This is a genomic window from Arthrobacter yangruifuii, assembly GCF_009192775.1.
GTDB classification, from domain to species: domain Bacteria; phylum Actinomycetota; class Actinomycetes; order Actinomycetales; family Micrococcaceae; genus Arthrobacter_B; species Arthrobacter_B yangruifuii.
Genome location: NZ_VTFX01000004.1, coordinates 207,579 through 230,252, shown reverse-complemented (window position 1 = coordinate 230,252; position 22,674 = coordinate 207,579). Strand labels below are relative to the sequence as shown.

Here is a 22,674-nt window from a genome sequence, read left to right as displayed (position 1 = left end):
CAAACGGGCACCGTGTCGGGACCGGTGCCATGGCCCCGACACGGTGACCCCGCTTACCCGGTCAGCTCAGCGCCGATAGGTCCGGGGCAGATCGAATCCCCGCTCCGCCATCACTGCCCGCAGCCGGGTGGGGTAATCGGTGATGATCCCGTCCACACCCAGGTCAATGAGCGCGTGCATGTCGGCCACCTCGTTCACCGTCCAGGGGATGACCGTCATGCCGAGCTCGTGGGCGCTGCGCACCATCTCCGGCGTCACGGTGGTGGCGATGGGGGAGACGACGTCGTAGCCCCGGGAATGGGCTGCCTGGACCACGGAGCCGCCGAAATCGTCAATGTCGATTCCCCCCAGCTGCGGCGCAGCCCCGGGCTGGCCGACGCCGAGCTCCTCCGCCGTGCCGGCCAGGGCCACGCGCGTCAGGTCCGGGGCGATCCGGTCCAGGAGGTTCAGAGTGGACCAATCGAAGGACTGGATAGTGGTGCGGCGCGACCGGCCGGAGTCCCGCACGACCTTCACCACGGCCCTGGTCAGGGCGACGCTGCGCGGACCGCCTGCCTGGCCGTCCTCCACCTTGGTCTCCACGTTGAACTGGATCCGGCGTGCACGGTAGTCGCGGGCAAGCCTGTAGACGTCGCGCAGTTCGGCAATGCGGTTGCCTTCCGCCACATTCTGCTCCGGAAACCCGGGCAGCTGCTGGAAGCCACAGTCCAGGGTCTTCACCTGCGCCAGGGTGAGGTCCGCCACCCGGTCACCCACATACGGAAACTCCGGGTCCCCGGCCGCGGCAGGGGCGGTGTCGGCGCACTTCGTGTCCATAATCGTGTCGTCATGCCAGACGATCACCCGGCCGTCCTCGGTCAAAACCGTATCCAATTCCAGGGTGGTCACGCCGAGTTCCAGCGCGTGCGCGAAGGCCGCCAGGGATTCCTCCGTGTTTTCGCCCCGGCCGCCGCGGTGTGCCTGGAGGTCCAGGTCGCGGTCCGTTCCGGAGCGCATCACGGAGACCATGACATCGAAGATGCGGGTGTTCTCGTAGACACCGGTAAGCATTTCCGAACCGGGTCCCATGGCCGTCAGGGGAACGTCGTCGCCCGTGTGTCCGTTGGTGGTCCAGTCAATCCGGAACTGCTGGTCCGAATCGGCGACGTCAAAGGGTTCTTCCTGCACCGGGCTGTCCGGGTTGGTGGCATCACCCAGGGGTTCTATGGTCATGCCGCCGGTCTGGTGGTCACCCACCGTGATCAGCAGGGTGTTGCCGTCCTGTTCGGCGAACTCCTTGGCCAGGGCCACCGAACGGTCGAACTGGATGCCGGACTCGATGGTCAGCGCTCCGTTGTTGACGTGGCTCATCGCGTCGATGCCCTCTTCCTCGACCATGAGGAAGAAGCCGTTGTCGTCCGGGTTGCTGTTCAGCACCTCCAGGGCCTTCCCGGTCATTTCGGTAAGCGGAACCGTGGGGTTGTAGACCTCCTCGACGTCATCCCCGTACTGGAACATTTCCTCGTTGGCGAACAAACCGAGCAGCAGGTCGCCCTGTGCCGCCTGCAGGCCGGGCAGGTCCCACACGTATTCGTACCCCTGCTCCTGCGCCTCCTCCACGAGGTTGCCTTCGGTGCCGGCGCTCTCTTCGGAGTCATCCTCTGCCGGGTTGTCCGGGAGCCGTCCCGGGTTCCCCGCGGGGTACCAGTAGTCCTCCCCGCCGCCCAAAATCACTTCGGGGTGGGAACTGCGCAGGAACTGGGCGGCGATGGCACTCTGCTCATCCCGGTCCAGCACGTGCGAGCCGAAGGCGGCCGGAGTGGCATCGGTGACCTGGGCGGTGGTGACCAGGCCGGTGGACTTGCCGAGCCGTTCCGCAATTTCCAGGGCCGAGGTTACCGGCTGCTGGTCCAGGTCTACGCCGATGGCTCCGTTGTAGGTCTTGACGCCGGTGGCCATGGACGTGGCGGCTGCGGCCGAATCAGTGACAAACGTGCCGGGGTCCGCCGAGTTGGTGTGGACCCGTCCCACCTGGGGCAGGGTATCCATGGCCAGCTCTCCGGACAGGCCCACCGAGGCCAGCCGGATGGCGTCCCGCTGCGAGGTGCCCATGCCGTCACCGACCATCAAAATCACGTTGACGGCGTCATCATCGCCTTGACCACCGCCATGATCGCCGCCGTCGTCCCCGCCGTCGTCCGGCGGCGGAGGGGTGGGTGTCTGCGTTGGCGGCGGTGAGGTTGGTGTCGACGTCGGCGGTGTGCCGGTGGGGGAGATGGTCGGTGTTGGAGTGGGCGTTTTGGTGGGTCCGGGATGGCCTGTGGGATGGCTGGTGGGATGGCCTGTTCCGCCGATAACGCCCGGAAGCCCGGTGCCTACTCCGCATCCCGCGAGGACGCAGATACTCAATATCGCCGTTGATAATGTGCTGGCCGTCTTCTTCATGTGGATTCCCCTGCGAGTGACTAGCGTTGGTTCCCCCTTGACGCGTGCCAGACTCAGCGCGCGCCGGTGGGGAGTCAACCGCAGGGACCCTTAAAGGGCCACCGACCCCGGGGGTTACTCGAAGGGCGTTGGATCTCCGGTTCCGCGCCGGACAATTTCGGGGGAGCCGCTGGAGAAGTCGATGACGGTGGTCGGGTCAGGGCCGCAGAAGCCGGAATCGATCACGGCATCCACCTGGTGGTCCAGCCGTTCCTTGATTTCCCAGCCCTCGGTCATCGGATCTTCGTCCCCGGGCAGCAGCAGTGTGCTGGAAAGCAGCGGTTCGCCAAGACTGTCCAGGAGTGCCTGCACCACGGTGTTGTCCGGGACCCGTACGCCGACCGTCCGCTTCTTGGGCTGGAGCAGCCACTTGGGCACTTCCTTAACCGCAGGCAGGATGAAGGTGTAGCTTCCGGGGGTGGCGGCCTTGATGCTGCGGAACACCGAATTGTCCAGCTGTACGAACTGTCCCAGCTGGGCGAAGTTCCGGCAGACCAGGGTGAAGTGGTGCTTGTCATCCAGCTGACGAATCTGGCGGATCCGGTCCAGCCCTTCACGGTTGCCCAGCTTCACCCCGAGTGCGTAGCAGGAGTCGGTGGGGTAGGCGATCAGACCGCCGGATTCGAGCAGGTTGACCACCTGGCTGATGGCTCTGGGCTGTGGATTTTCCGGGTGTATGTCAAAGTATCTGGCCATTCCAACAGCCTACCGGCGGCGGCCACTGTCCGGGACTGGCAGCCCGGGACGGATGCCGGCGGACCGGGACTGGCGGACCGGGACGGATGCCGGCGGGATGGACTGGAGCCCATGCCATGGAGGTCGGCGAGCGCCGGGAAGCCCGACTAGGCTGCCCACACCAGGTCCGCCATCACCTGTTCGACGGGGGAGAGGGCCTCCGGCGCCCCGGCCAAGGGAGGCACGAGGGAACGGTAAGTGTGCCCGGTGGGAGTGGAGGTCTCCACTGTGTGTCGGGGTAGACCGGTTGTTCCCGGTCTGCCTGAAGCGCCTAGTGTGCCTGCACCTGATGTGCCTGCACCTAATGTGGCTGACGTGCCCGGCGGCTTGATGATCCTGGCCGAGTTGACGACTTCCGCCGACCACCCGGGAGCCTCCTTGGCGTGATTGCATGCTTCGCAGAGTCCTTGCCCGTTGTCGATGCTGGTGGGACCGCCTCCACCGTGCGGCCGGACGTGATCGATGTGCCGGATGGGAGCACCGCACCACGGCATTCGGCAGGTCTGATCCCGGATGGCAATGAACCGCCTCAGGGACGGAGGAAACAATCGCGCCCTGGCATCCATGGCAACCAGCTCACCGGTTTCGGGAGCCGTGTACAACCTGCGAATGAAGGTCTGGATGTTCCTGTCCTGCGAGCGCTCTTTCCGGTGCTTGTGGCGGCCGGCCGAAACCTGACCCGGGCTCTGACTGCGACCCGGGTCGTGACTCCCGGCTCCGTCCGAGCCTCGGACGGAGCCTTTAGGATTCTCGCTCCCGCTTGGCTCCTGGCCCGGGTCCTGACTCCCGCCTCCGCCCGAACCCTTGGCCTGGCGCTCGCCTCCGTTGCGGTTCCGGACAAGATCCCTGGCCCACTGCGCCGGAACCGGACCGTATCCGGGAACGAAGGCCGGCTCGGACTCTCCGGTAAGCAGCGCCCGGTCAGTCATGACCAGTTGGATTTCCACCTTCATGGCGTCCGGCCGCATCTGGCCGGTCACCCGCCCTACGAGGGTGTCTGCCATGATCTGTCCCCGGGTGCGGCCGTCCCCTGCCGCCGTGAGCCGGTCCGCTTCCCGGGACAGGACAGCGAAGACGCCTACGCCCTGGGCCACCGGAAGCAGGCCCGTCAGGTAGGTCATGGTGTCAGGAGCCGGGCGGCAGGACACGAAACGTTCGGAAGCGGCCTTCGCAGCCCGGTTCACGGCAGCCTGCGGATCCAGGCGGTACGCGGCCGTCCTGGCGCGGGAGATGATCTGCCGGTCGCCCAGGGTCTTCAGCACGTCCGGATTGCCCGCTACTTCCCGGTCTACTTGCCGGCGGTCCTCGATACTCAGGCACGCGGTCTCCCGTACCAGCAGCGTTGCCCGCCACTCACTGATGCTTCCCTGACTCAGCGCGTGCAGGGTGCAGGGCATTTCCTCCGTAAGTGCCTTGGCGAATCCGAGCAGCCGTCCGCCGCGGTTTGCCGATTCCCTCCGCGCTAGAGCTATCTGAGAGGCCACACCGCAGCCTTGTTTGCTCTTTGGCACTTCCGCCAGTACCTGCTTTTGGCGCTGGGACAGATTGAACGCTGCGGCCGCACGGGCCTGCGCCCCCGCAGCCGCCGCCTTTAGCTCCTCAAGGGCGCGGATCCGGTCAATGAGTTCGGCGTCGGGCTGCCGGGCAGGGTCCGTGCTGGCCTCGTCTGCGAGCACTGCAACCCAGGTGCTGACCAGTCCACTGCTGACCAGTCCACTGCTGACCATGGCCTCATTGGGTCGCCCGGGATGCTCCGCGGCTGAGTATTCGAACATGTGTTCGATTTTATCGGGTGAAAACAGTCAGAGGAAGCAAAGAAATACGCGATCTACTACCTGTTTTTAGCGGACTACACCCAAGGGTTGAAGGGGCGTTGCAGCGAAGGCCGTTAGGAGGCAGCATGCGCTCGCGGACACGATGTGTGCGGGAGCCCGGTCTACCCCCGCAGCCACCGCCTGATCCGGCGGACCGAATGCGCCGCAGTCGTCAGCCGCTCACCGGCATACGGCATCCCGCCGCGCAGCCGCCACTGCACCGCCAGCCAGACACACACTGCCCTTTCCAGAACCCACAGCGGAGCCCACAGGGCCGACATCGGTCCGAACACCTGCCGCCCGCTGTTGCGCCGGCGTCCGTATTCCGCTGCCACGGAGCAGGCCACGGCAAAAGCGGTCAGCCGCCCGGGCCTGCGGGCGGTCCGCCAGAGCAGCGGAAGCAGGGACAGCTCGGCAGCCAGCCGCACCGGTTGGGCCAGGTCGTCATAGGCCTGGCGCACCCGCTGCCCGAAGAACTGCGCTGTGGAGGAGGGGAGCCGGGCAATGAACAGGCCATCTGCACGTAGTTCGGTTCCGCCGGCAGCTGCGACGGTGCGCAGGAGTTCGAGGTTTTCGAACAGGACATTCCCGCTGTAGCCGCGCGTCCGCCGAAGCACCTCTGTCCGCACCGCCAGCGTCCCCGGATAATCCGAGCCGAACGCCCGGTTGAGCAGGGTCCGTCCGGTATCCCAACGGGCATGCCAGGGTAAAGGGGACCCAGATGCAAAGTAGTTCTGCGGACGGACGACGTCGGCGTCCTCCAGCAGTGCGCAGATCCGCCTCAGCTGCGCCGGCGCGTAGCGGACGTCGTCGTCGGCAATGATCAGGTATTTTCCCTCGGCCGCATCGAGGCCGGTAAGGACACCGTTGACCTTGCCGTTCCGACACTCGGGATGCCTGGGCCGGCAATGGCGTACGCCGGCAGGAAAAGCCTCTTCGTGACTGGAGTACAGCTCGTCCGGGGAACCGTCCACCACAAGGACCCGCACGTACCTGCTGAGCACCTCGAGATACCCCACCAGCTCGGGCAGGCCGGTCTCTTTGGACCACTTCAGCGGCAGGATGTAGTCCGCGTCCAGCCGAGGGCTGCGGTTCACCATGCCGGAAACATATCCAACAGCATTATTGCTAAGCAAGCTTAGTAAAGGCCGTCTGTACTCCTGTGGCCCACGGGGCGCGCCGTTTAGAGTGGTTGCCATGGACGCCGACACGCGGAACTACTTTGCCGGAGATCCCCGGACTATGCGGGAGCGGATGATGGCCGGTGATCTTTACCTCGCCGACGATCCGGAACTCGCGGCCGACAGCCTGCGCGCCATGGAACTGGCGGACCGCTATGCCCGGACCTGGCCCACCGACCGCCGGCAGGCCCGTACCGTCCTAGCCGAACTGCTGGGGAGCCTGGGTGAGGATACGGAAATCCGCCCGCCGCTGTTTGTCGACTACGGCAAATACCTCAGCGTCGGATCGCGCACCTTCATCAACTTCAACCTCACCGCGCTCGACGTCGCGGCCATCAGTATCGGCGACGACGTTCAGATAGGGCCAAACGTCCAGCTGCTGACTCCCACGCATCCCGTGGAGCCCGGACCCCGGCGGGACAAGCTCGAAGCCGCGCGGCCGATCAGCATCGGGAACAACGTCTGGCTCGGAGGCGGGGCAACCATCCTGCCCGGAATCACGGTGGGGGAGAACAGCGTGGTGGGAGCCGGCGCCGTCGTTACGCGTGACGTGCCGCCGAATACCGTGGTGGTGGGCAACCCGGCGAAGCCCGTGCGGACAGTCTAGAGTGGTCAGGTGTTTGTGCTCATTGGATTCAAGACCGTACTCCGCACGCTCTTTTCCCGGCCGGCCACCTGCCAGTACTGCGGTGCCTACGCGGAGCAGCATGTGGAAGAGCGGGCCAACCGCCTGACGGTCTTTTTTATCCCCGTGCTCACCACCAGCCGCCGGTACGCCTTTACCTGCTCCAACTGCGGCCGCAGCACCGGGATCAGCCGGTCACAGAAGAACGCGCTGCAGCGCCCCTGATGCCGCTTCATGGGACGTCCGGAGACTCTCCGGAAGCGCCGGGTGTCCCGACGCGGCGGAAAAGTCAATAGAATGAAAGAAGCACAACAGCTGCCGGCCCTGTTCTGGCCGCACCACAGACTTCCGGAATGCCGCCGTACGGCTGCCGTTCCACCCTGAAATCCCATCCCCGACGAAAGAACCATCATCCGTGAATAGAACACCTGCCGTCCTGAAAGCCCCCCGGGAACTAGCCAAGGGAACCATGCGTGTCATGAACCTCGGCGGCCTTGGCGAAATCGGCAGGAACATGACCGTTTTCGAATTCGACGGCAAGCTGCTGATCGTTGACTGCGGCGTGCTCTTCCCCGAAGAAGAACACCCGGGCGTCAACCTCATCCTGCCCGACTTCACCGCCATCCGCGACCGCCTGCAGGACGTCGTTGCCGTAGTCCTGACCCACGGCCACGAAGACCACATCGGCGGCGTGCCCTACCTGCTGCGCGAGCGCTCCGATATCCCCATCGTCGGTTCCAAGCTGACCCTGGCCTTCATCGAAGCCAAGCTGAAGGAACACCGGATCAAGCCCAAGCTGATCCAGGTCAAGGAAGGTGACCGCCGCACCATCGGCGGCTTCGACCTTGAATTCCTTGCCGTGAACCACTCCATCCCGGACGGCCTGGCCATTGCCATCCGCACCGCCGCCGGCATGGCGCTGCACACCGGCGACTTCAAGATGGACCAGTTCCCGCTGGACCGCCGCATCACCGACCTCACCGGCTTCGCCCGGCTGGGCGTGGAGGGCGTGGACCTGTTCCTCACCGACTCCACCAACGCCGAGGTTCCCGGCTTCATGGCCTCGGAAAAGGAATTGGCTCCGGCCATCGACACCGTGTTCCGCACCGCCCCGCGCCGGATCATCGTCTCCAGCTTCGCCAGCCACATCCACCGCATCCAGCAGGTCATTGACGCCGCCGAGCGCTACAACCGCAAGGTGTCCTTCGTGGGCCGGTCGATGATCCGCAACATGACCATTGCCGAGGAACTGGGCTACCTGAAGATCCCCAAGGGCATCCTGGTGGACTTCAAGTCCCTGCAGCGCACCGATGACCACAAGGTGGTGCTGATCTGCACCGGTTCGCAGGGCGAGCCCATGGCTGCGCTGTCCCGGATGGCCAACAAGGACCACCAGATCCGCATCCACGAGGGCGACACCGTGCTCATGGCCAGCTCGCTGATCCCGGGTAACGAGAACGCCATCTACGGCATCATCAACAACCTGACCAAGATCGGCGCCAACGTGGTGCACAAGGGCAATGCCAAGGTGCACGTCTCCGGCCACGCCAGCGCCGGCGAACTCGCCTACTGCTACAACATCGTCAAGCCGCGCAACGTGATGCCGGTGCACGGCGAATGGCGCCACCTCAAGGCCAACGGAGCCATCGCAGAGGCCACCGGAATGGATCCGCGGGACGTCGTCATCGCCGAGAACGGCATGACCGTGGACCTGCGCCGCGGCCGCGCCACGATCTCCGGCAAGCACCAGGTGGACCTGGTCTTCGTGGACGGCGACAGCGTTGGCCACACCACTGAGGAAACGCTGAAGGAACGCATGCAGCTGGCCGAGGAAGGTGCCGTGACGGTGCTGGCCCTGGTCGACGCCGACACGGGCACCATTGCCGAGCCGGCCGAGTTCTTCACCAAGGGCTTCACCATCAAGTCCGAGGACCTGCCCAAGGCCGAGGAAGCCGTGGAAAAGGCCCTGGCCAACGCCGGTAACCGCCGCGGCGCGAAGGGCGAGGACCTCGAAGACATCATCGAGCGCGCCGTCGCCAACTGGATGCGCCGCTTCTACAACCGCACCCCGGCCATCACCTCGATTGTCGTCGACGCCTAAAGTGCAGGCGCTGTGAGGCGTTAGCTGAAACAGAGGGAGGGGCCGCCGTCGTTAGTTCGACGGCGGCCCCTCCCTTGTCTCCGGGGCCGGATCTCCGCGGCCGGATACTCCGCCTCATTCGGTGTGACTTTGTTCTCGGCCCGGTGCCTGTCCGGCGCCCCCGGATTTCGCCTCGGTGCAGCCGATGCGCGGCCCGGTTCCCTGTAACGGCGCGGATTTTTTGTCCCCGCCGGGCCATGCACACATCCCCGGCGCATACCTCCCGGGGCGGAAACGGTCAAGAGGGTTCACAGGCAGTGTCGATAAATTGGGCGGATGCGTCCCCCCAAATCCCCGTTCCTGGCGAAACTCGCAGTGCCCGGACGGCTGGTTCTGTTCCTTCTCGCCAGTGTGCTGGCCGGCGTGCTCGCCGCTGGCACCGTAATTCCCATGGCTGCCGTAGCCGCCACGGGAACGGATATGGCTGTTGGAGTACTGGACCAGCTCCCCGACGAGCTGGAAACCGGCCCCCTCGACGAAGGGTCGGAGATCTACAGCGCCGACGGCGTGCTGATGGCCACGTTCTATGCGCAGAACCGCGTGCCGGTGGAGCTGGACGAAATGTCGCAGAGCATGAAGGACGCCATTGTCTCCATCGAGGACGCACGCTTCTACGAGCACAACGGCATCGACTTCAAGGGCATTGCCCGCGCCGTTGCCTCCAATGCGTCCGGCTCGAACACGCAGGGCGCTTCCACCCTGACCATGCAGTACGTGAACAACGTGCTCATCAGCCGGGACGTCGCCTCCGGCAAGGCCGGCAGCGACCTGACACTCAGCGGAACCAAGGACCTGGGGGACAAACTCCGCGAAGCCAAGCTCGCCGTCGCCGTGGAGAAGGAATACTCCAAGGACGAGATCCTCGAGGGGTACCTGAACATTGTGCTCTTCAGCGGGCAGACCTACGGAGTGGAAGCGGCAGCCCGCAGCTTCTTCGGCATTTCCGCCGCTGAGCTGACACCGGCGCAGTCGGCGATGCTGGCCGGCATGGTCCAGTCGCCCAGCCACTACAATCCGTTCACCAACCCGGAGGGAACGCAGGCGCGCCGGGACACGGTGCTTGCCGCCATGCTGAAGAACGGCAAGATCAGCCAGGCCGAGTATGACGAGGCCGTGGCCACCGGGCTGGACCTCAATCCGCAGACGGTGGTCTCCGGCTGCACCGGAGCCGAGACGGCCCAGTACTTCTGCAGCTACGTGGAACAGACGGTCCTGCAGTCCGAAGCCTTCGGCGCCGACGTCAAGGAACGCGCCCGGCTCCTGGCCCGCGGCGGGCTGACCATCCGGACCACCCTGGACTCCAGGCTGCAGTCTCAGGCCCAGAAGCAGATCGAGGCGCAGGTGCCGGTGGGGGATCCCTCCGGTGCCGGCTCCGCCATCGTCTCGGTGGAACCGGGCACGGGCAAAATCCTGGCCATGGCACAGAACACCGAGTACACGCCGGAACCAGGCAGCGGAAAAACCCAGCTGAACTTCAACGTGGACGCCGGCATGGGGGGAACGCCCTACGGATTCCAGCCCGGCTCCACCATGAAGCCGTTCACCACCGCCGCGTGGCTGGCGGCGGGCCACAAACTCGGCGACACCATCGACGCCACCCGCACGTCCTACCCGGCGGGCTTCGACTGGAAGGCCAGCTGCCTGGGCGCGAATGCGGAATTCGATGCGTGGAAATTCAAGAACGCCTCCGAGGGCTATGAAAAGAAGATGACGGTTGCGGAAGGCCTGACGCAGTCCGTCAACACCGCCACGGTGGCCCAGGCAGCCCAGCTCGACCTGTGCGACATCCGCGATACCGCCACCCGTATGGGCGTGCACCGCGCCGTCGACGGGGAACCGCTGGAAGTGACCAGCCCGTCCTTCGTCCTGGGCGGCCAGGAAGTCTCTCCGCTGACCATGGCTTCGGCCTACGCGGCGTTCGCCGCCGGCGGTGAATACTGCACGCCCACCGCCATCACCGAGGTCACCGACAGGTCCGGTAATGATTACGACGTCGCCGGCGGGGAATGCACCCGAGCCATCAGTGCGGACGTGGCTGCGGCCGTGACCGAACCGCTGCAGAAGCTGGTCGAGGGGTCACCGGGCAGCATCCATCCGATCGGGGTTCCGGCGGCCGCCAAGACCGGAACCACGGACATGTCGGAGCAGACCTGGACCGTGGGGTACACCACCGGCATTTCCACGGCGTCCTGGGTGGGTAACTGGAACTCGTACTCCTCGCTGAACGACCAGTCGATCAACGGCGTGACCCGCTCCTATGTGGACGGTTCCGCCCTCGCCGGTGCGCAGTGGACCGAGTATATGAGCTCGGTGGCGAAACTGTACGGGGCGGAGTCCTTCCCCTCGGTGCCGGAGAGCCTGCGCTAGGCGCCAAGCGCTAGATGCACGTGCCGGTGTAGGGATCGCACAGGGACTGGCCGGTGGGGACGGCGGCAACGCCGTCGCCGCCGGAAACCAGCCGGAGCGCCCCCATCTCTTCCAGCTCGGTCAGCACATTGAGGGTCTCCACCCCGCCCAGGTCAAACTCTTCGGCAATGTCCTGCGGCTGGACCCTCCCGTAGCGGCGGACGTAGTCGATGACGCGCTGCTTCGTGGAAAGCCGGATGCTGGAATCGGCGGTTGAGGCCATGGTGTCCTTCTCCTTCTGCGGTTGGTTCTTCCGGTTTAAGCGCAGCCGCCCGGGAGGAAATTCCCGAAGCTAAGGGTGCTGATGGCAGACTGTAGAAGGCATTAGCTTCCATTGCGAAGGGGAACAAAACGAATGACGACACCTGACTGGGTGGATCATGTGGTGTGGTGGCAGGTCTATCCGCTGGGCTTCACCGGGGCGGAACAGGCAGCTCCGGAGACGGACGCACCCGTGCGGCACCGGCTCCCGCACCTGACCGCGTGGCTGGACTACCTCGTGGAGATGGGCGCCTCCGGGCTCGCCCTCGGCCCGGTGTTTGCCTCCGAAACCCACGGGTACGACACCACGGATTACTACCACATCGATCCCCGCCTGGGCGATGACGCGGACTTCGATGAACTGGTCCGCGAGGCCCACGCCCGAGGCATCCGGGTCCTCCTGGACGGGGTCTTCAACCACACCGGACGTTCCTTCGCACCCTTCCGGCAGGCGCTAGAACAGGGCCCGGAAGCGTCGACGGCGGACTGGTTCGGTATCACCTGGCCGGAGGGCTGGACTCCCGGGACCGAACCGGACTACGCAGACTTCGAGGGCCACCACCACCTGGTTGCCCTGAACCACGCCGAGCCGGCCGTGGCGGACTTCGTGGCCGATGTCATGAAGCACTGGCTGGGCCGCGGCGCGGACGGCTGGCGCCTGGATGCCGCCTACGCGGTGCCGTCACCGTTCTGGGCCGCTGTGCTGGACAATGTGCGCAGCGAGTTCCCCGACGCCTACTTCGTGGGGGAGTACATCCACGGCGACTATCCCGCGGACGTGCTCGCAGGCCACTTGGATGCCGTGACCCAGTACGAACTGTGGAAGGCGGTCTGGAGCTCCCTGGCAGAGGCGAACTTCTACGAACTGGCCGCCGCGTTGGAGCGGCACAACACGTTCCTGGACACCTTCGTCCCGCTGACGTTCATCGGCAACCATGACGTGACCCGCATCGCCAGCCGGCTGGACCCGTCCGGCAGGCTGGCCCACGCACTGGTGCTCCTGTTCACCCTGCCGGGCACCCCGGTGGTCTATTACGGCGACGAGCAGGGGTACCGCGGCATCAAGGAGGACCGCGCCGGGGGAGACGACGATATCCGTCCGTCCTTCCCCGCTTCGCCGGACGAACTCTCGGCGATCGGGCAGCCGCTCTACCATCTGCACCAGGAACTGATTGGGCTGCGGCGCCGGCACCACTGGGTGCATGCCGCCCGCGCCCGGGTGCACTCGCTGAGCAATGAGCAGCTCGTCTATGAGGTGTACGACGCCGGCCACTCGCTTTTTGTGGCCATGAACCTTGCGGACACGTCGGTCACCGTGCAGGTGCCGGCCGCCGCCCGGGACGTCCTGGCCGGCGCGGGCGGGCTGGACGGAACGGGCGGGCGGCTGGCGCTGCCGGCATCGGGCTGGGCCGTTCTCGGCCCTGCGTCTTAGGACAACCTGGCTTAGTACAGCTTGATGGTTCCGCCGTCGGCCATGAGGGTCTGGCCGGTCAGGTACTGTGAATCCTCGCTGGCCAGGAACACAACGATGGGGGCGATGTCCGTTTCGGGATCGCCCAGCCGGCCCAGCGGCACGCCGTCGACGACTTCCTGGTAGGCCTCCGGGAACGCCTTGCTCCACTGGACAATGCCGGGGGTGAGCGCGACGGGGGAGACCACGTTCACGCGGATGCCGTCCGCGGCCCATTCGTTGGCCGCGGTGCGGGAGATGGCGCGGATGGCTTCCTTGGCTGCTGCGTAGGCCACCTGGTTGGGCAGGCCCTTGATGCCGGCACCGGAGCCGAAGTTGATGATGCTGCCGCGGGTCTTCTTCAGCTCCGGGTAGGCAGCGCGCATCAGGTGGAACGTTGCCATGGTGCCCGTGTTGAAGGACAGGTCCCAGATCTCCTGGGTGGTTTCCATAATGGGGGCCTGCTTGGAGGCATGCGCATTGTTGACCAGGATGTCCAGGCCGCCGAAGCGCTCCACGGTTTCCGCCACGATGGCCGCGGCGTTTTCGGCCTTGGAGATGTCCTTGGCGATGAACATGACCTCGCCCTTGCCCTCCAGATCCGCCAGCAGCTTGTCACCCTGCGCCTGGTCGATGTCCACCACTGCCACCTTGGCGCCCTCGGCGAGGAAACGCCGGACAATGCCCTGGCCGATGCCGCCGGCGCCTCCGGTGATGATGGCCGTCTTATTCGTGAGTTTCATTTCTTCCTTCCGTAAAACCGGACGGTTTTTCAGTGTCCGGAGCGTTGTTGAGGTTCTGTTCGACGCCGGTAATGAAGTTCGCGACGAAGAACTCCAGTGACCGGCGTGAGTCCGGGTAGCTGATGCCCCGGGCCTGGAACCGGGCTGCCTGCGGATACTCCGCCGCATCCTCCGATGTCCAGGGGCGGTGCCCGGCTGCCGGCTGCCCGGATTTCTCCGCCGCCCTGGAGTGTGCCGCCGCCGTTATCGCAGCAGTGCCGATCACGGCGGCCGAGATGCCCAGCAGGCAGTCAAAACCGTCTTCTTCGGTGAGGCCGGCGGAGGCCAGGCGGGTGAGGATCAGTTCCACCTCGGCAGGCGTCGCCATGTTCACGAGCCGCCGCGGGGTCAGGATAATGCGCAGCAGCCAGGGGTGCGCCGAGAAGGCACGCCACTGGGCGTCGGCCAGGTGTGCCAGGGTTTCCTGCCAGCCCAGATCCCGTGCCGGCAGGAGTGCGTAATCCCTGGTCGCGGCCTCGGCCATGAGCAGCAGCAGGGCGCTGCGGTCCGCCACGTGGCGGTAAAGCGCCATGGCGGAAACCTCGAACTCAGCGGCAACCCGGCGCATGGATACAGCATCCAAACCGTCCGCATCGGCAATCCGGACGGCGGCCGCAGCTATGGCAGCCGGGTTGAGGGGCAGGTTCCGTGACAAGAGTCTTCCTTCGGTGGTCGGTTGTTTACAGTGTATACCGCGCCGGGCGGGCCTCCGGGGCAGCCCCGGTAGACGGGGTCATAAACCGCCCGGTACATGCGTTCCGTAAGGGTTTGGCACCCGTACGTGAGGGAAACGTGAGGATGGTCATCCGGGCACCGGCGGAGGCATCTAATCGAAGGCGGCACAAGGTGTGCCCGTGCTGCCAGGGGCAGCACGCTGACCGGCTGGGGGCAATTCCCGTGCTTGACGTTTTATTTGTAGTGGGCTTCGTAGGGCTTTTCGCTGCGTTTGTCCTGATGACCGGGGCGGTGGAAAAGCTGTGATTGTTTTCAACGTCCTGGCACTCTGCCTCGGGGTGGCCGCCGCCGGCTACCTCCTGGTTGCTCTTGTCCGACCGGAGCGGTTCTGATGGGCGGCTGGGTGACGGTTGCGCAGGCCCTGAGCCTGGTGGTCCTGCTTGCTGCGGTCCACCGGCCGCTTGGCGACTACATGGCCCGGCTGTACTCCTCCGAAAAGCACTTCCGCGTGGAACGCGGCTTCTACCGCCTGGCCGGAGTGGACGGCTCCTCCGGCCAGGCCTGGCAGAGCTACCTGCGCGGCGTCCTGGTGTTCTCCGGAGCCAGCATGCTCCTGCTCTACCTGCTCCAGCGCGTCCAGCCGCTGCTGCCGGGCTCGCTGGGACTTCCGGCGGTGCCCGAGGCCCTGTCCTTCAACACGGCGGCGTCCTTCGTGGCCAACACCAACTGGCAGTCCTACTCGCCGGAAGTAACCATGGGCTACGCGGTGCAGATGCTCGGCTTGGCGGTGCAGAACTTCCTCTCGGCAGCCGTGGGGCTGGCCGTGGCCGTGGCCTTGATCCGCGGGCTGGCCGGACGCAACTCATCCACCATCGGCAACTTCTGGGTGGACCTGACCCGCGGCGTACTGCGGTTGCTGCTGCCCGGAGCAGTCCTGGGCGCCATTGTGCTGATGATCGGCGGTGTGATCCAGAACTTCAACGGCTTCACCGCGGTCACCAACCTCCTCGGCGGCACCTCAACGATCCCCGGCGGTCCGGTGGCGTCCCAGGAAGCCATCAAGCTGCTGGGCACCAACGGCGGCGGCTTCTTCAACGCCAACTCCGCCCATCCGTTTGAAAATCCCGGCGGGTGGACCAACCTGGTCGAAGTCTTCCTGATGCTCGTTATCCCGTTCAGCCTGCCCCGCACGTTCGGCACCATGGTGGGGGACCGGCGGCAGGGGTACGCCATCCTGGCGGCCATGGCTGCGATCTTCACGGTGTCGCTGGCCGCCATGACGGCCTTCGAATTCGGTGCTGCGGACGGAACCGCCGGTTCCATGGAGGGCAAGGAACAGCGGTTCGGCATCGCCGCGTCCACACTCTTCGGCTCCACCAGCACGCTGACGTCCACCGGTGCGGTGAACGCCATGCATGACAGCTTCAGCCCGCTGGGCGGCATGATGGCCATGCTGAACATGATGCTCGGCGAAGTGGCCCCCGGCGGCGTCGGCTCCGGTCTCTACGGCATGCTGATCCTGGCGATCATCACCGCCTTTGTGGCCGGACTCCTGGTGGGACGCACCCCGGAGTACCTCGGCAAGAAGATCGGGCCGAAGGAAATCAAGCTCGCCAGCCTGTACATCCTCACCATGCCGACCCTGGTCCTCGTGGGAACCGCGCTGAGCTTCGCGGTCCCGGGGATCCGGGCCGACATTGAGGGCACCTCCATCCTGAACACCGGACTGCACGGGTTCAGCGAGGTGCTGTACGCCTTCACGTCCGCGGCCAACAACAACGGCTCGGCGTTCGCCGGGCTAACGGCCAACACTCCGTGGCTGAACACCGCACTGGGCGTGGCCATGCTTGTGGGACGCTTCCTGCCGATGATCTTCGTAATCGCGCTGGCCGGAGCCTTTGCCGAGCAGGGCAAGGTTCCCGCCTCGGCCGGCACCCTGCCCACCCACCGGCCGCAGTCCGTGACGCTGCTGTGCGGCGTCACCGTGATCGTGACCGCCCTGACCTTCTTTCCCGTACTCGCGCTGGGTCCCCTGGCGGAAGGACTGCAATAACCATGTCCACACTTACCAAACCCCTGGAGTCCGAATCGGTTCCGGCCCCGGCTCCGGCCGCCCGCGGCATCACTGCGGGCTCGCTGGCTGCAGCCCTGCCCGGAGCCTTCCGGAAACTGGACCCGCGGCTGATGGTCCGCACCCCGGTGATGTTCATCGTCGAGATCGGGGCGGTCCTGATCACTGCGATCGCCGTCGCCGAACCCTTCCTCGGCGGCCCGCAGGACTCCGGCGGCACCCCCGTCCCCGGCGCGTTCTCCTGGCTGATTGCCGGCTGGCTCTGGGCCACCGTCATCTTTGCCAACCTCGCGGAAGCAGTGGCCGAGGGCCGAGGCAAGGCGCAGGCAGCCAGCCTGCGCAACAGCCGGGCCACCACCACCGCCTACCGGGTGGAGGGTTACGACTCCGGCCGCGATCCCGCAGCCCTCGGGGCCGGCATCTCGGAGGTTCCCTCGGCCGATCTGGGCCTTGATGACGTAGTGGTGGTCGAGGCCGGGCAGATCATCCCCGGCGACGGCGACATCATTGACGGCATTGCCTCCGTGGACGAATCGGCCATCACCGGGGAATCCGCCCCGGTGGTCCGGGAATCCGGCGGCGACCGCTCGGCCGTCACCGGAGGCACCCGTGTCCTGTCCGACCGCATTGTTGTCCGGATCACCAGCAAACCCGGTGAAACCTTCGTTGACCGGATGATCCGGCTCGTTGAAGGTGCCGCACGGCAGAAGACGCCCAACGAGATTGCCCTGAATATCCTCCTGGCCACGCTGTCGCTCATCTTCATCGTGGTGGTGCTGACGCTCAACCCGCTGGCAGGCTACTCGTCCGCCACCGTCAGCATCCCCGTCCTGGTGGCCCTGCTGGTCTGCCTGATCCCCACGACCATCGGTGCGCTGCTTTCGGCCATCGGCATTGCCGGCATGGACCGCCTGGTCCAGCGCAATGTCCTCGCCATGTCCGGACGCGCAGTCGAGGCCGCCGGTGACGTCACCACCCTGCTGCTCGATAAAACGGGGACCATCACCTACGGCAACCGCCAGGCCGCAGGGTTCATCCCGATCGACGGCACCCAGAGCACCGACCTGATCGACGCCGCCGTGCTGTCCTCCTTCGGCGATCCCACGCCCGAGGGCAAATCGGTGGTGGAGCTGGCTGCTGCAAAGGGCTGCCGCCCGGAACCGCCGGCCGGCTCCGTGAGTGTGCCGTTCACAGCCCAGACCCGGATGAGCGGCATGGACTTCCCTGACGGAGCGAAGATCCGCAAGGGTGCCTCCGGCGCCATCCTGGACTGGACCGCCGAATCCGGCGGAATAGAGGTGGACGTCCTGATGGCCGTCGAGGACCAGGTGAAGAAAATCTCCACTTCAGGCGGCACGCCGCTGCTGGTGGCGGTGCGGGACGCCCACGGCGGCACCCGGATCCTGGGCGTCATCCACCTCAAGGACGTGGTCAAGGAGGGCTTGAAGGAGCGCTTCATCCAGCTGCGGGCCATGGGCATCCGCACCGTGATGATCACCGGCGACAACCCGTACACCGCCAAGGCCATTGCCGCCGAGGCCGGGGTGGACGACTTCCTCGCCGAAGCCACCCCTGAAGACAAGATGGCCCTGATCCGCCGCGAACAGGCGGGCGGGCATCTGGTGGCGATGACGGGCGACGGCACCAACGACGCCCCGGCACTGGCCCAGGCCGACGTCGGCGTCGCCATGAACACCGGCACCTCCGCGGCCAAGGAAGCCGGCAACATGGTGGACCTGGACTCGGACCCCACCAAGCTGATCGACATCGTCGGCATCGGCAAGCAGCTGCTCATCACCCGCGGCGCCCTGACGACCTTCTCGATTGCCAACGACATTGCCAAGTACTTCGCCATCATCCCGGCCATGTTCGTGGGGGTTTTCCCCGGCCTGGCCGCGCTGAACCTGATGCAGCTGAATTCGCCGGCCTCGGCCATCCTCTCCGCGGTGATCTTCAACGCGGTGATTATCGTGGCGTTGATTCCGCTGGCGCTGCGCGGCGTGAAGTACCGGGCCGCCGGCTCCTCCTCGATACTCAGCCGCAACCTGCTGATCTACGGGGTGGGCGGCGTCATTGCGCCGTTCATCGGCATCAAGCTCATCGACCTCCTGATCAGCCTGATCCCGGGGTTCTGACGTGACGGCCCTTATCCGCATCCTCCACCTCATCCGGATTGAACGCAGCACCCCCCTTACAAGGAGCAGGAAATGAACCCCGTCCGCACCAGCATGCGCCAGCTTGGCGTATCCCTCCGCGTCCTGGTGATGCTCACGCTCCTGCTCGGCGTCGGATATCCACTGGCAATGGCGGGAATCGGCCAGGCCGCACTGCACGGCCGGGCCAACGGCTCGATGGTCAGCAGCGGAGGCAGCGACGTGGGATCGGAGCTGATCGGCCAGTCCTTTACAGACGCCGACGGCGCGGCCCTGCCCCAGTGGTTCCAGTCCCGGCCCTCCGCGGCGGGAGACGGGTACGACGGCGGCGCCTCCAGCGGTTCCAACCTCGGACCCCTGAGCGAGGACCTGGCCGCCGCCGTAGCGGAGCGCCGGGGGGCAGTGGCGGAGCTGGAAGGTGTGGCTCCGGAAGAGGTCCCCGCCGATGCCGTCACGACATCGGGCTCCGGACTGGATCCGCACATCAGCCCCGAATACGCCCGGCTGCAGGTAGACCGGGTAGCGCGGGAACGCGGCCTGGACCCGGAACAGGTCTCCGCCCTGGTGGACGACGCCACGCAGGCACCGTTCGCCGGGATCCTCGGCAGCAGCACCGTCAACGTGTTGCTTTTGAACATTTCGCTGGCGGAGCTGGACACTTAGTCCATGACGCGAGGACAACTGAGGGTTTTTCTGGGGGCGGCCCCCGGTGTGGGCAAAACCTACGCCATGCTCGAAGAGGGGCGCCGCCTCCGGGATGAGGGATCCGACGTCGTCATCGCATTGGTGGAAACGCACGGACGCGCCGGGACGGCTGCCGTGGCCGAGGGCCTGGAAACCATCCCGCGCGCCGTCCTGCGGCACCGGGGGCTGGAACTGCAGGAGATGGACCTGCCTGCGGTCCTGGCGCGGGCGCCCGAATATGCGCTGGTGGACGAACTCGCCCATACCAACGTGCCCGGGCTGGCGCACGAAAAGCGGTGGCAGGACGTGCAGGCCCTGCTTGACGCCGGGATCAACGTCCTGTCCACCGTGAACATCCAGCACATTGACTCCCTGAATGACGTGATCGAGCAGATCACCGGCACCCTGCAGGCCGAAACCGTGCCGGACGCCGTCCTGCGCGGCGCCGAACAGGTGGAGCTGGTGGACCTCACTCCGCAGTCGCTGCGCGGCCGCCTGGCCGACGGCGTCATTTACCCCGCCGAACGCGTCGATGCCGCCCTGTCCAACTATTTCCGCCTCGGAAACCTGACGGCCCTGCGCGAGCTGGCCCTGTTGTGGCTGGCCGATGAAGTGGATTCGGCGCTGAACCGCTACCGCGAAGAACACGGCATCAGCCGCAAATGGGAGGCACGGGAGCGGGTGGTGGTGGCGCTCACCGGCGGACCCGAAGGGCGCACCCTGCTGCGCCGCGGTGCGCGGATTGCCGCCCGGTCCGCCGGCGGCAAGCTGCTGGCCGTTCATGTCTCCGGGGCAGACGGGCTGCGCGGACCGGAACCGGGGGAGCTGGCTTCGCAGCGGCTCCTGGTGGAGAAGCTCGGAGGCAGCTTCCACCAGGTGGTGGGAAATGACGTACCGCGGGCGCTGGTGGATTTTGCCCGCAGCGTCAACGCCACCCAGCTGGTGGTGGGTGTCAGCCGGCGTCCCCGGATCGCGGCGCTGCTGTCCGGGCCGGGAATCGGGGCCACGGTCATCCGGGAGTCCGGGGACATCGACGTGCATATGGTCTCCCACTCGGCGGCCGCCCGGACCCTGGTGCTGCCGCATTTCGGCAGTGCCCTCTCGGTGCGCCGGCGCCTGCTCGGCTTCGGCTTCGCGCTGGTGGGCGGCCCGCTGCTCACTGCCGGGCTGGTGGCAGCCCGAAGCGCCGAAACCATCACCGGCGACGTGCTCAGCTACCAGCTCCTGGTGATCCTGGTGGCCCTGGTCGGCGGCATCTGGCCGGCACTGTTCGGCGCCCTGCTCTCGGGCCTGACCCTGGATTTCTTCTTCATCTCTCCGCTTTACACCGTGACCGTGGCCACCCCGTCCCACATGCTGGCACTGGGGCTGTACATCGTCAACGCGATGCTCGTGAGCTACGTGGTGGATGCCGCCGCCCGGCGGGCACGCACCGCCCGGCGCTCGGCGTCGGAATCCGAACTGCTGGCCTCCGTGGCCGGCAGCGTGCTGCGCGGGGAGGACGCACTCGGTGCCCTGGTGAGCCGGACCCGCGAGGCCTTCAACGTCAGCGCCGCCCGGATGCGGTCCGAGGGTGAAGACCTGTACGCCGACGGCGAGTGGCCGGCGTCCGTGGCACCGGACGACCCCGCGTTCACCCGGCTCCCGGTCGGGGAGCGCTGCTTCCTGGATTTGTGGGGCCGTGAACTGGCTGCGTCGGACCGCCGCCTGCTGGCAGTCATTACCGCCCAGCTGGAGGCCGCGCTGGAGCACCGGGAACTGACCGAAACCGCTCGGGGACTGGGGTCCCTGGCCGAGGCGGACAAGGTCCGCACGGCGCTGCTGGCCGCCGTCGGACATGACCTGCGCCGTCCGCTCACGGCGGCAACCGCGGCCGTCACCAGCCTGCGGGCGACGGACGTCACCTGGTCCGAGAAGGACCGGAACGAACTGCTGGCCACTGCCGAGGAATCCCTCGCCTCCCTGTCCGGACTGGTCACCAGCCTGCTGGACGTCAGCAGGCTGCAGGCCGGCGTCGTCGGCGTGAGCCTGGAGCCGGTGAATGTCGCCGATGCGGTGCTGCCGGCGCTCGAGGAGCTGGAACTGGGCCCGGCGGAGGTGGAACTCGAAATCCCTGCCGCGCCGCGCGTGGTCCTGGCCGATCCTGTGCTCCTGCAGCGTGTGCTGGTCAACCTGCTGGCCAACGCGGTGCGCTTCAGCCCGGACGGAATCGTGCTGTCGGTCAGCGAGTTTGCCGGCCGGGTGGAAATCCGCGTCATAGACTCAGGACCGGGCGTTCCCGAACAGCGGCGCGGGGAAATTTTCGTACCGTTCCAGCGGCTGGGGGACATCGACAACTCGACCGGCCTTGGCCTCGGCCTGGCCCTGGCCAAGGGATTCACGGAAGGCATGGGCGGAACCCTGGACACCGAAGACACCCCCGGCGGCGGGCTGACCATGGTCCTCTCACTGCCGGTTGCCGCGCCCCGCGTCCCCGCAAGCGGACTGTCGGCGGTGGCCGGATGAAGATCCTGATCGCCGACGACGACGTACAGATCCTGAGGGCACTGCGGATCACTCTGAGCGCGTACGGATACGAGGTGGTGACCGCGGAAAGCGGAAGCGCCGCCATCCGCAAGGCGGTGGACACCCATCCGGACCTGCTGGTGCTGGACCTGGGCATGCCGGGACTGAGCGGCATGGACGTTATTGAAGCCGTCCGCGGCTGGAGTGCCGTACCGATCCTGGTGGTGTCCGGCCGGATCGATCCGGCGGACAAGGTTCGGGCGCTGGATCTCGGAGCGGACGACTATGTCACCAAGCCCTTCTCCACCGAGGAGCTGCTCGCCCGGATCCGTGCCCTGTCCCGCCGCAGGCCCACGGCTGCCGGGCCCAGCGAAATCACGTTCGGGGCAGTGCGGGTGGACCTGGCTGCACGCCGGATTGCACGGCTCGACGACGGCTCCGCGATCCGCCTCACCCCCACCGAGTGGCGCTTCCTGGCGGAGCTGCTCGCCCATCCCGGGATGCTGATCACCCGGCAGACGCTGCTGACCAAGGTCTGGGGTCCGGGAACCACGGACTCCGGCTACCTGCGTCTGTACATTGGTCAGCTGCGGCGGAAACTGGAGACGGATCCGGCAGCGCCGGAGCACCTGTTGACCGAACACGGCATGGGGTACCGGTTTGAGCCGTGACCCCTTCGTGAACCACGGGCATAAAACAATGAGCGCCCGACCCCGGAGGGTCGGACGC

Annotated in this window: 18 protein-coding genes; 11 read left to right on the top strand and 7 right to left on the bottom strand. The window is 66.4% G+C overall.

Annotation, left to right across the window (positions count from 1 at the left end; translation table 11 throughout):
- Positions 1-66: 66 nt before the first annotated feature.
- The 4 genes from GD627_RS08995 to GD627_RS08980 all read right to left on the bottom strand — a co-directional run bounded on the left by GD627_RS08995 (position 67) and on the right by GD627_RS08980 (position 6,112).
- Complete coding sequence (locus GD627_RS08995; protein WP_152272220.1) at positions 67-2,424, bottom strand: alkaline phosphatase; 2,358 nt, start codon at positions 2,422-2,424, stop codon at positions 67-69.
- A 114-nt stretch (positions 2,425-2,538) separates the two neighbouring features.
- Positions 2,539-3,159, bottom strand: a complete 621-nt coding sequence (locus GD627_RS08990; RefSeq protein ID WP_146362124.1) for an L-threonylcarbamoyladenylate synthase — start codon at positions 3,157-3,159, stop codon at positions 2,539-2,541.
- Positions 3,160-3,305: 146 nt separating this feature from the next.
- Positions 3,306-4,973, bottom strand: coding sequence for an HNH endonuclease (locus tag GD627_RS16815; protein WP_152272219.1), 1,668 nt, complete (start codon positions 4,971-4,973; stop codon positions 3,306-3,308).
- A 161-nt stretch (positions 4,974-5,134) separates the two neighbouring features.
- Entirely contained in the window at positions 5,135-6,112 is a 978-nt protein-coding gene (locus tag GD627_RS08980) for a glycosyltransferase family 2 protein (protein WP_152272218.1), read from the bottom strand.
- A 97-nt stretch (positions 6,113-6,209) separates the two neighbouring features.
- On the opposite strand from GD627_RS08980, the gene GD627_RS08975 reads away from it, so the two are divergent.
- The 4 genes from GD627_RS08975 (at position 6,210) to GD627_RS08960 (ending at position 11,325) form a co-directional block, all read left to right on the top strand.
- On the top strand, positions 6,210-6,800 hold the full coding sequence (locus tag GD627_RS08975; RefSeq protein WP_152272217.1) for a sugar O-acetyltransferase: 591 nt from the start codon (positions 6,210-6,212) through the stop codon (positions 6,798-6,800).
- Between the two features lie 9 nt (positions 6,801-6,809).
- Positions 6,810-7,043: a zinc-ribbon domain-containing protein gene (locus tag GD627_RS08970; RefSeq protein WP_146362120.1), complete on the top strand. Its 234-nt coding sequence runs from the start codon at positions 6,810-6,812 to the stop codon at positions 7,041-7,043.
- A 244-nt stretch (positions 7,044-7,287) separates the two neighbouring features.
- On the top strand, positions 7,288-8,919 hold the full coding sequence (locus GD627_RS08965) for a ribonuclease J (RefSeq protein ID WP_146362422.1): 1,632 nt from the start codon (positions 7,288-7,290) through the stop codon (positions 8,917-8,919).
- Positions 8,920-9,234: 315 nt separating this feature from the next.
- A complete protein-coding gene (locus tag GD627_RS08960; protein WP_246165406.1) occupies positions 9,235-11,325 on the top strand; it encodes a transglycosylase domain-containing protein in 2,091 nt (696 codons plus the stop codon).
- A gap of 10 nt (positions 11,326-11,335) precedes the next feature.
- On the opposite strand, the gene GD627_RS08955 is transcribed toward GD627_RS08960, so the two are convergent.
- Positions 11,336-11,587 (bottom strand): hypothetical protein, encoded by a 252-nt coding sequence (locus GD627_RS08955; protein WP_146362119.1) that lies wholly within the window; start codon positions 11,585-11,587, stop codon positions 11,336-11,338.
- Positions 11,588-11,719: 132 nt separating this feature from the next.
- On the opposite strand from GD627_RS08955, the gene GD627_RS08950 reads away from it, so the two are divergent.
- Positions 11,720-13,057, top strand: a complete 1,338-nt coding sequence (locus GD627_RS08950; protein ID WP_152272216.1) for an alpha-amylase family glycosyl hydrolase — start codon at positions 11,720-11,722, stop codon at positions 13,055-13,057.
- Between the two features lie 11 nt (positions 13,058-13,068).
- Here GD627_RS08950 and GD627_RS08945 read toward each other — a convergent pair whose 3' ends face one another.
- Positions 13,069-13,818, bottom strand: coding sequence for an SDR family NAD(P)-dependent oxidoreductase (locus GD627_RS08945; RefSeq protein WP_152272215.1), 750 nt, complete (start codon positions 13,816-13,818; stop codon positions 13,069-13,071).
- Positions 13,802-14,512 (bottom strand): TetR/AcrR family transcriptional regulator, encoded by a 711-nt coding sequence (locus tag GD627_RS16570; RefSeq protein ID WP_194266010.1) that lies wholly within the window; start codon positions 14,510-14,512, stop codon positions 13,802-13,804. The genes GD627_RS08945 and GD627_RS16570 overlap by 17 nt, the downstream gene beginning before the upstream one ends.
- A gap of 322 nt (positions 14,513-14,834) precedes the next feature.
- Here GD627_RS16570 and GD627_RS08935 point away from each other — a divergent pair, with 322 nt between their 5' ends.
- The 6 genes from GD627_RS08935 to GD627_RS08910 all read left to right on the top strand — a co-directional run bounded on the left by GD627_RS08935 (position 14,835) and on the right by GD627_RS08910 (position 22,616).
- Positions 14,835-14,924: a potassium-transporting ATPase subunit F gene (locus tag GD627_RS08935; RefSeq protein WP_146362115.1), complete on the top strand. Its 90-nt coding sequence runs from the start codon at positions 14,835-14,837 to the stop codon at positions 14,922-14,924.
- Positions 14,924-16,585 (top strand): potassium-transporting ATPase subunit KdpA, encoded by a 1,662-nt coding sequence (kdpA, locus tag GD627_RS08930; RefSeq protein WP_152272214.1) that lies wholly within the window; start codon positions 14,924-14,926, stop codon positions 16,583-16,585. The genes GD627_RS08935 and kdpA overlap by 1 nt, the downstream gene beginning before the upstream one ends.
- Before the next feature lie 2 nt (positions 16,586-16,587).
- Complete coding sequence (kdpB, locus tag GD627_RS08925; protein WP_152272213.1) at positions 16,588-18,738, top strand: potassium-transporting ATPase subunit KdpB; 2,151 nt, start codon at positions 16,588-16,590, stop codon at positions 18,736-18,738.
- A gap of 72 nt (positions 18,739-18,810) precedes the next feature.
- Entirely contained in the window at positions 18,811-19,419 is a 609-nt protein-coding gene (gene kdpC / locus GD627_RS08920; RefSeq protein ID WP_152272212.1) for a potassium-transporting ATPase subunit KdpC, read from the top strand.
- 3 nt (positions 19,420-19,422) lie between these two features.
- On the top strand, positions 19,423-21,945 hold the full coding sequence (locus GD627_RS08915) for an ATP-binding protein (RefSeq protein WP_152272211.1): 2,523 nt from the start codon (positions 19,423-19,425) through the stop codon (positions 21,943-21,945).
- Positions 21,942-22,616 (top strand): response regulator, encoded by a 675-nt coding sequence (locus tag GD627_RS08910; RefSeq protein WP_146362110.1) that lies wholly within the window; start codon positions 21,942-21,944, stop codon positions 22,614-22,616. Before GD627_RS08915 ends, GD627_RS08910 begins: the two co-directional genes overlap by 4 nt.
- The last annotated feature ends 58 nt before the right edge of the window (positions 22,617-22,674 follow it).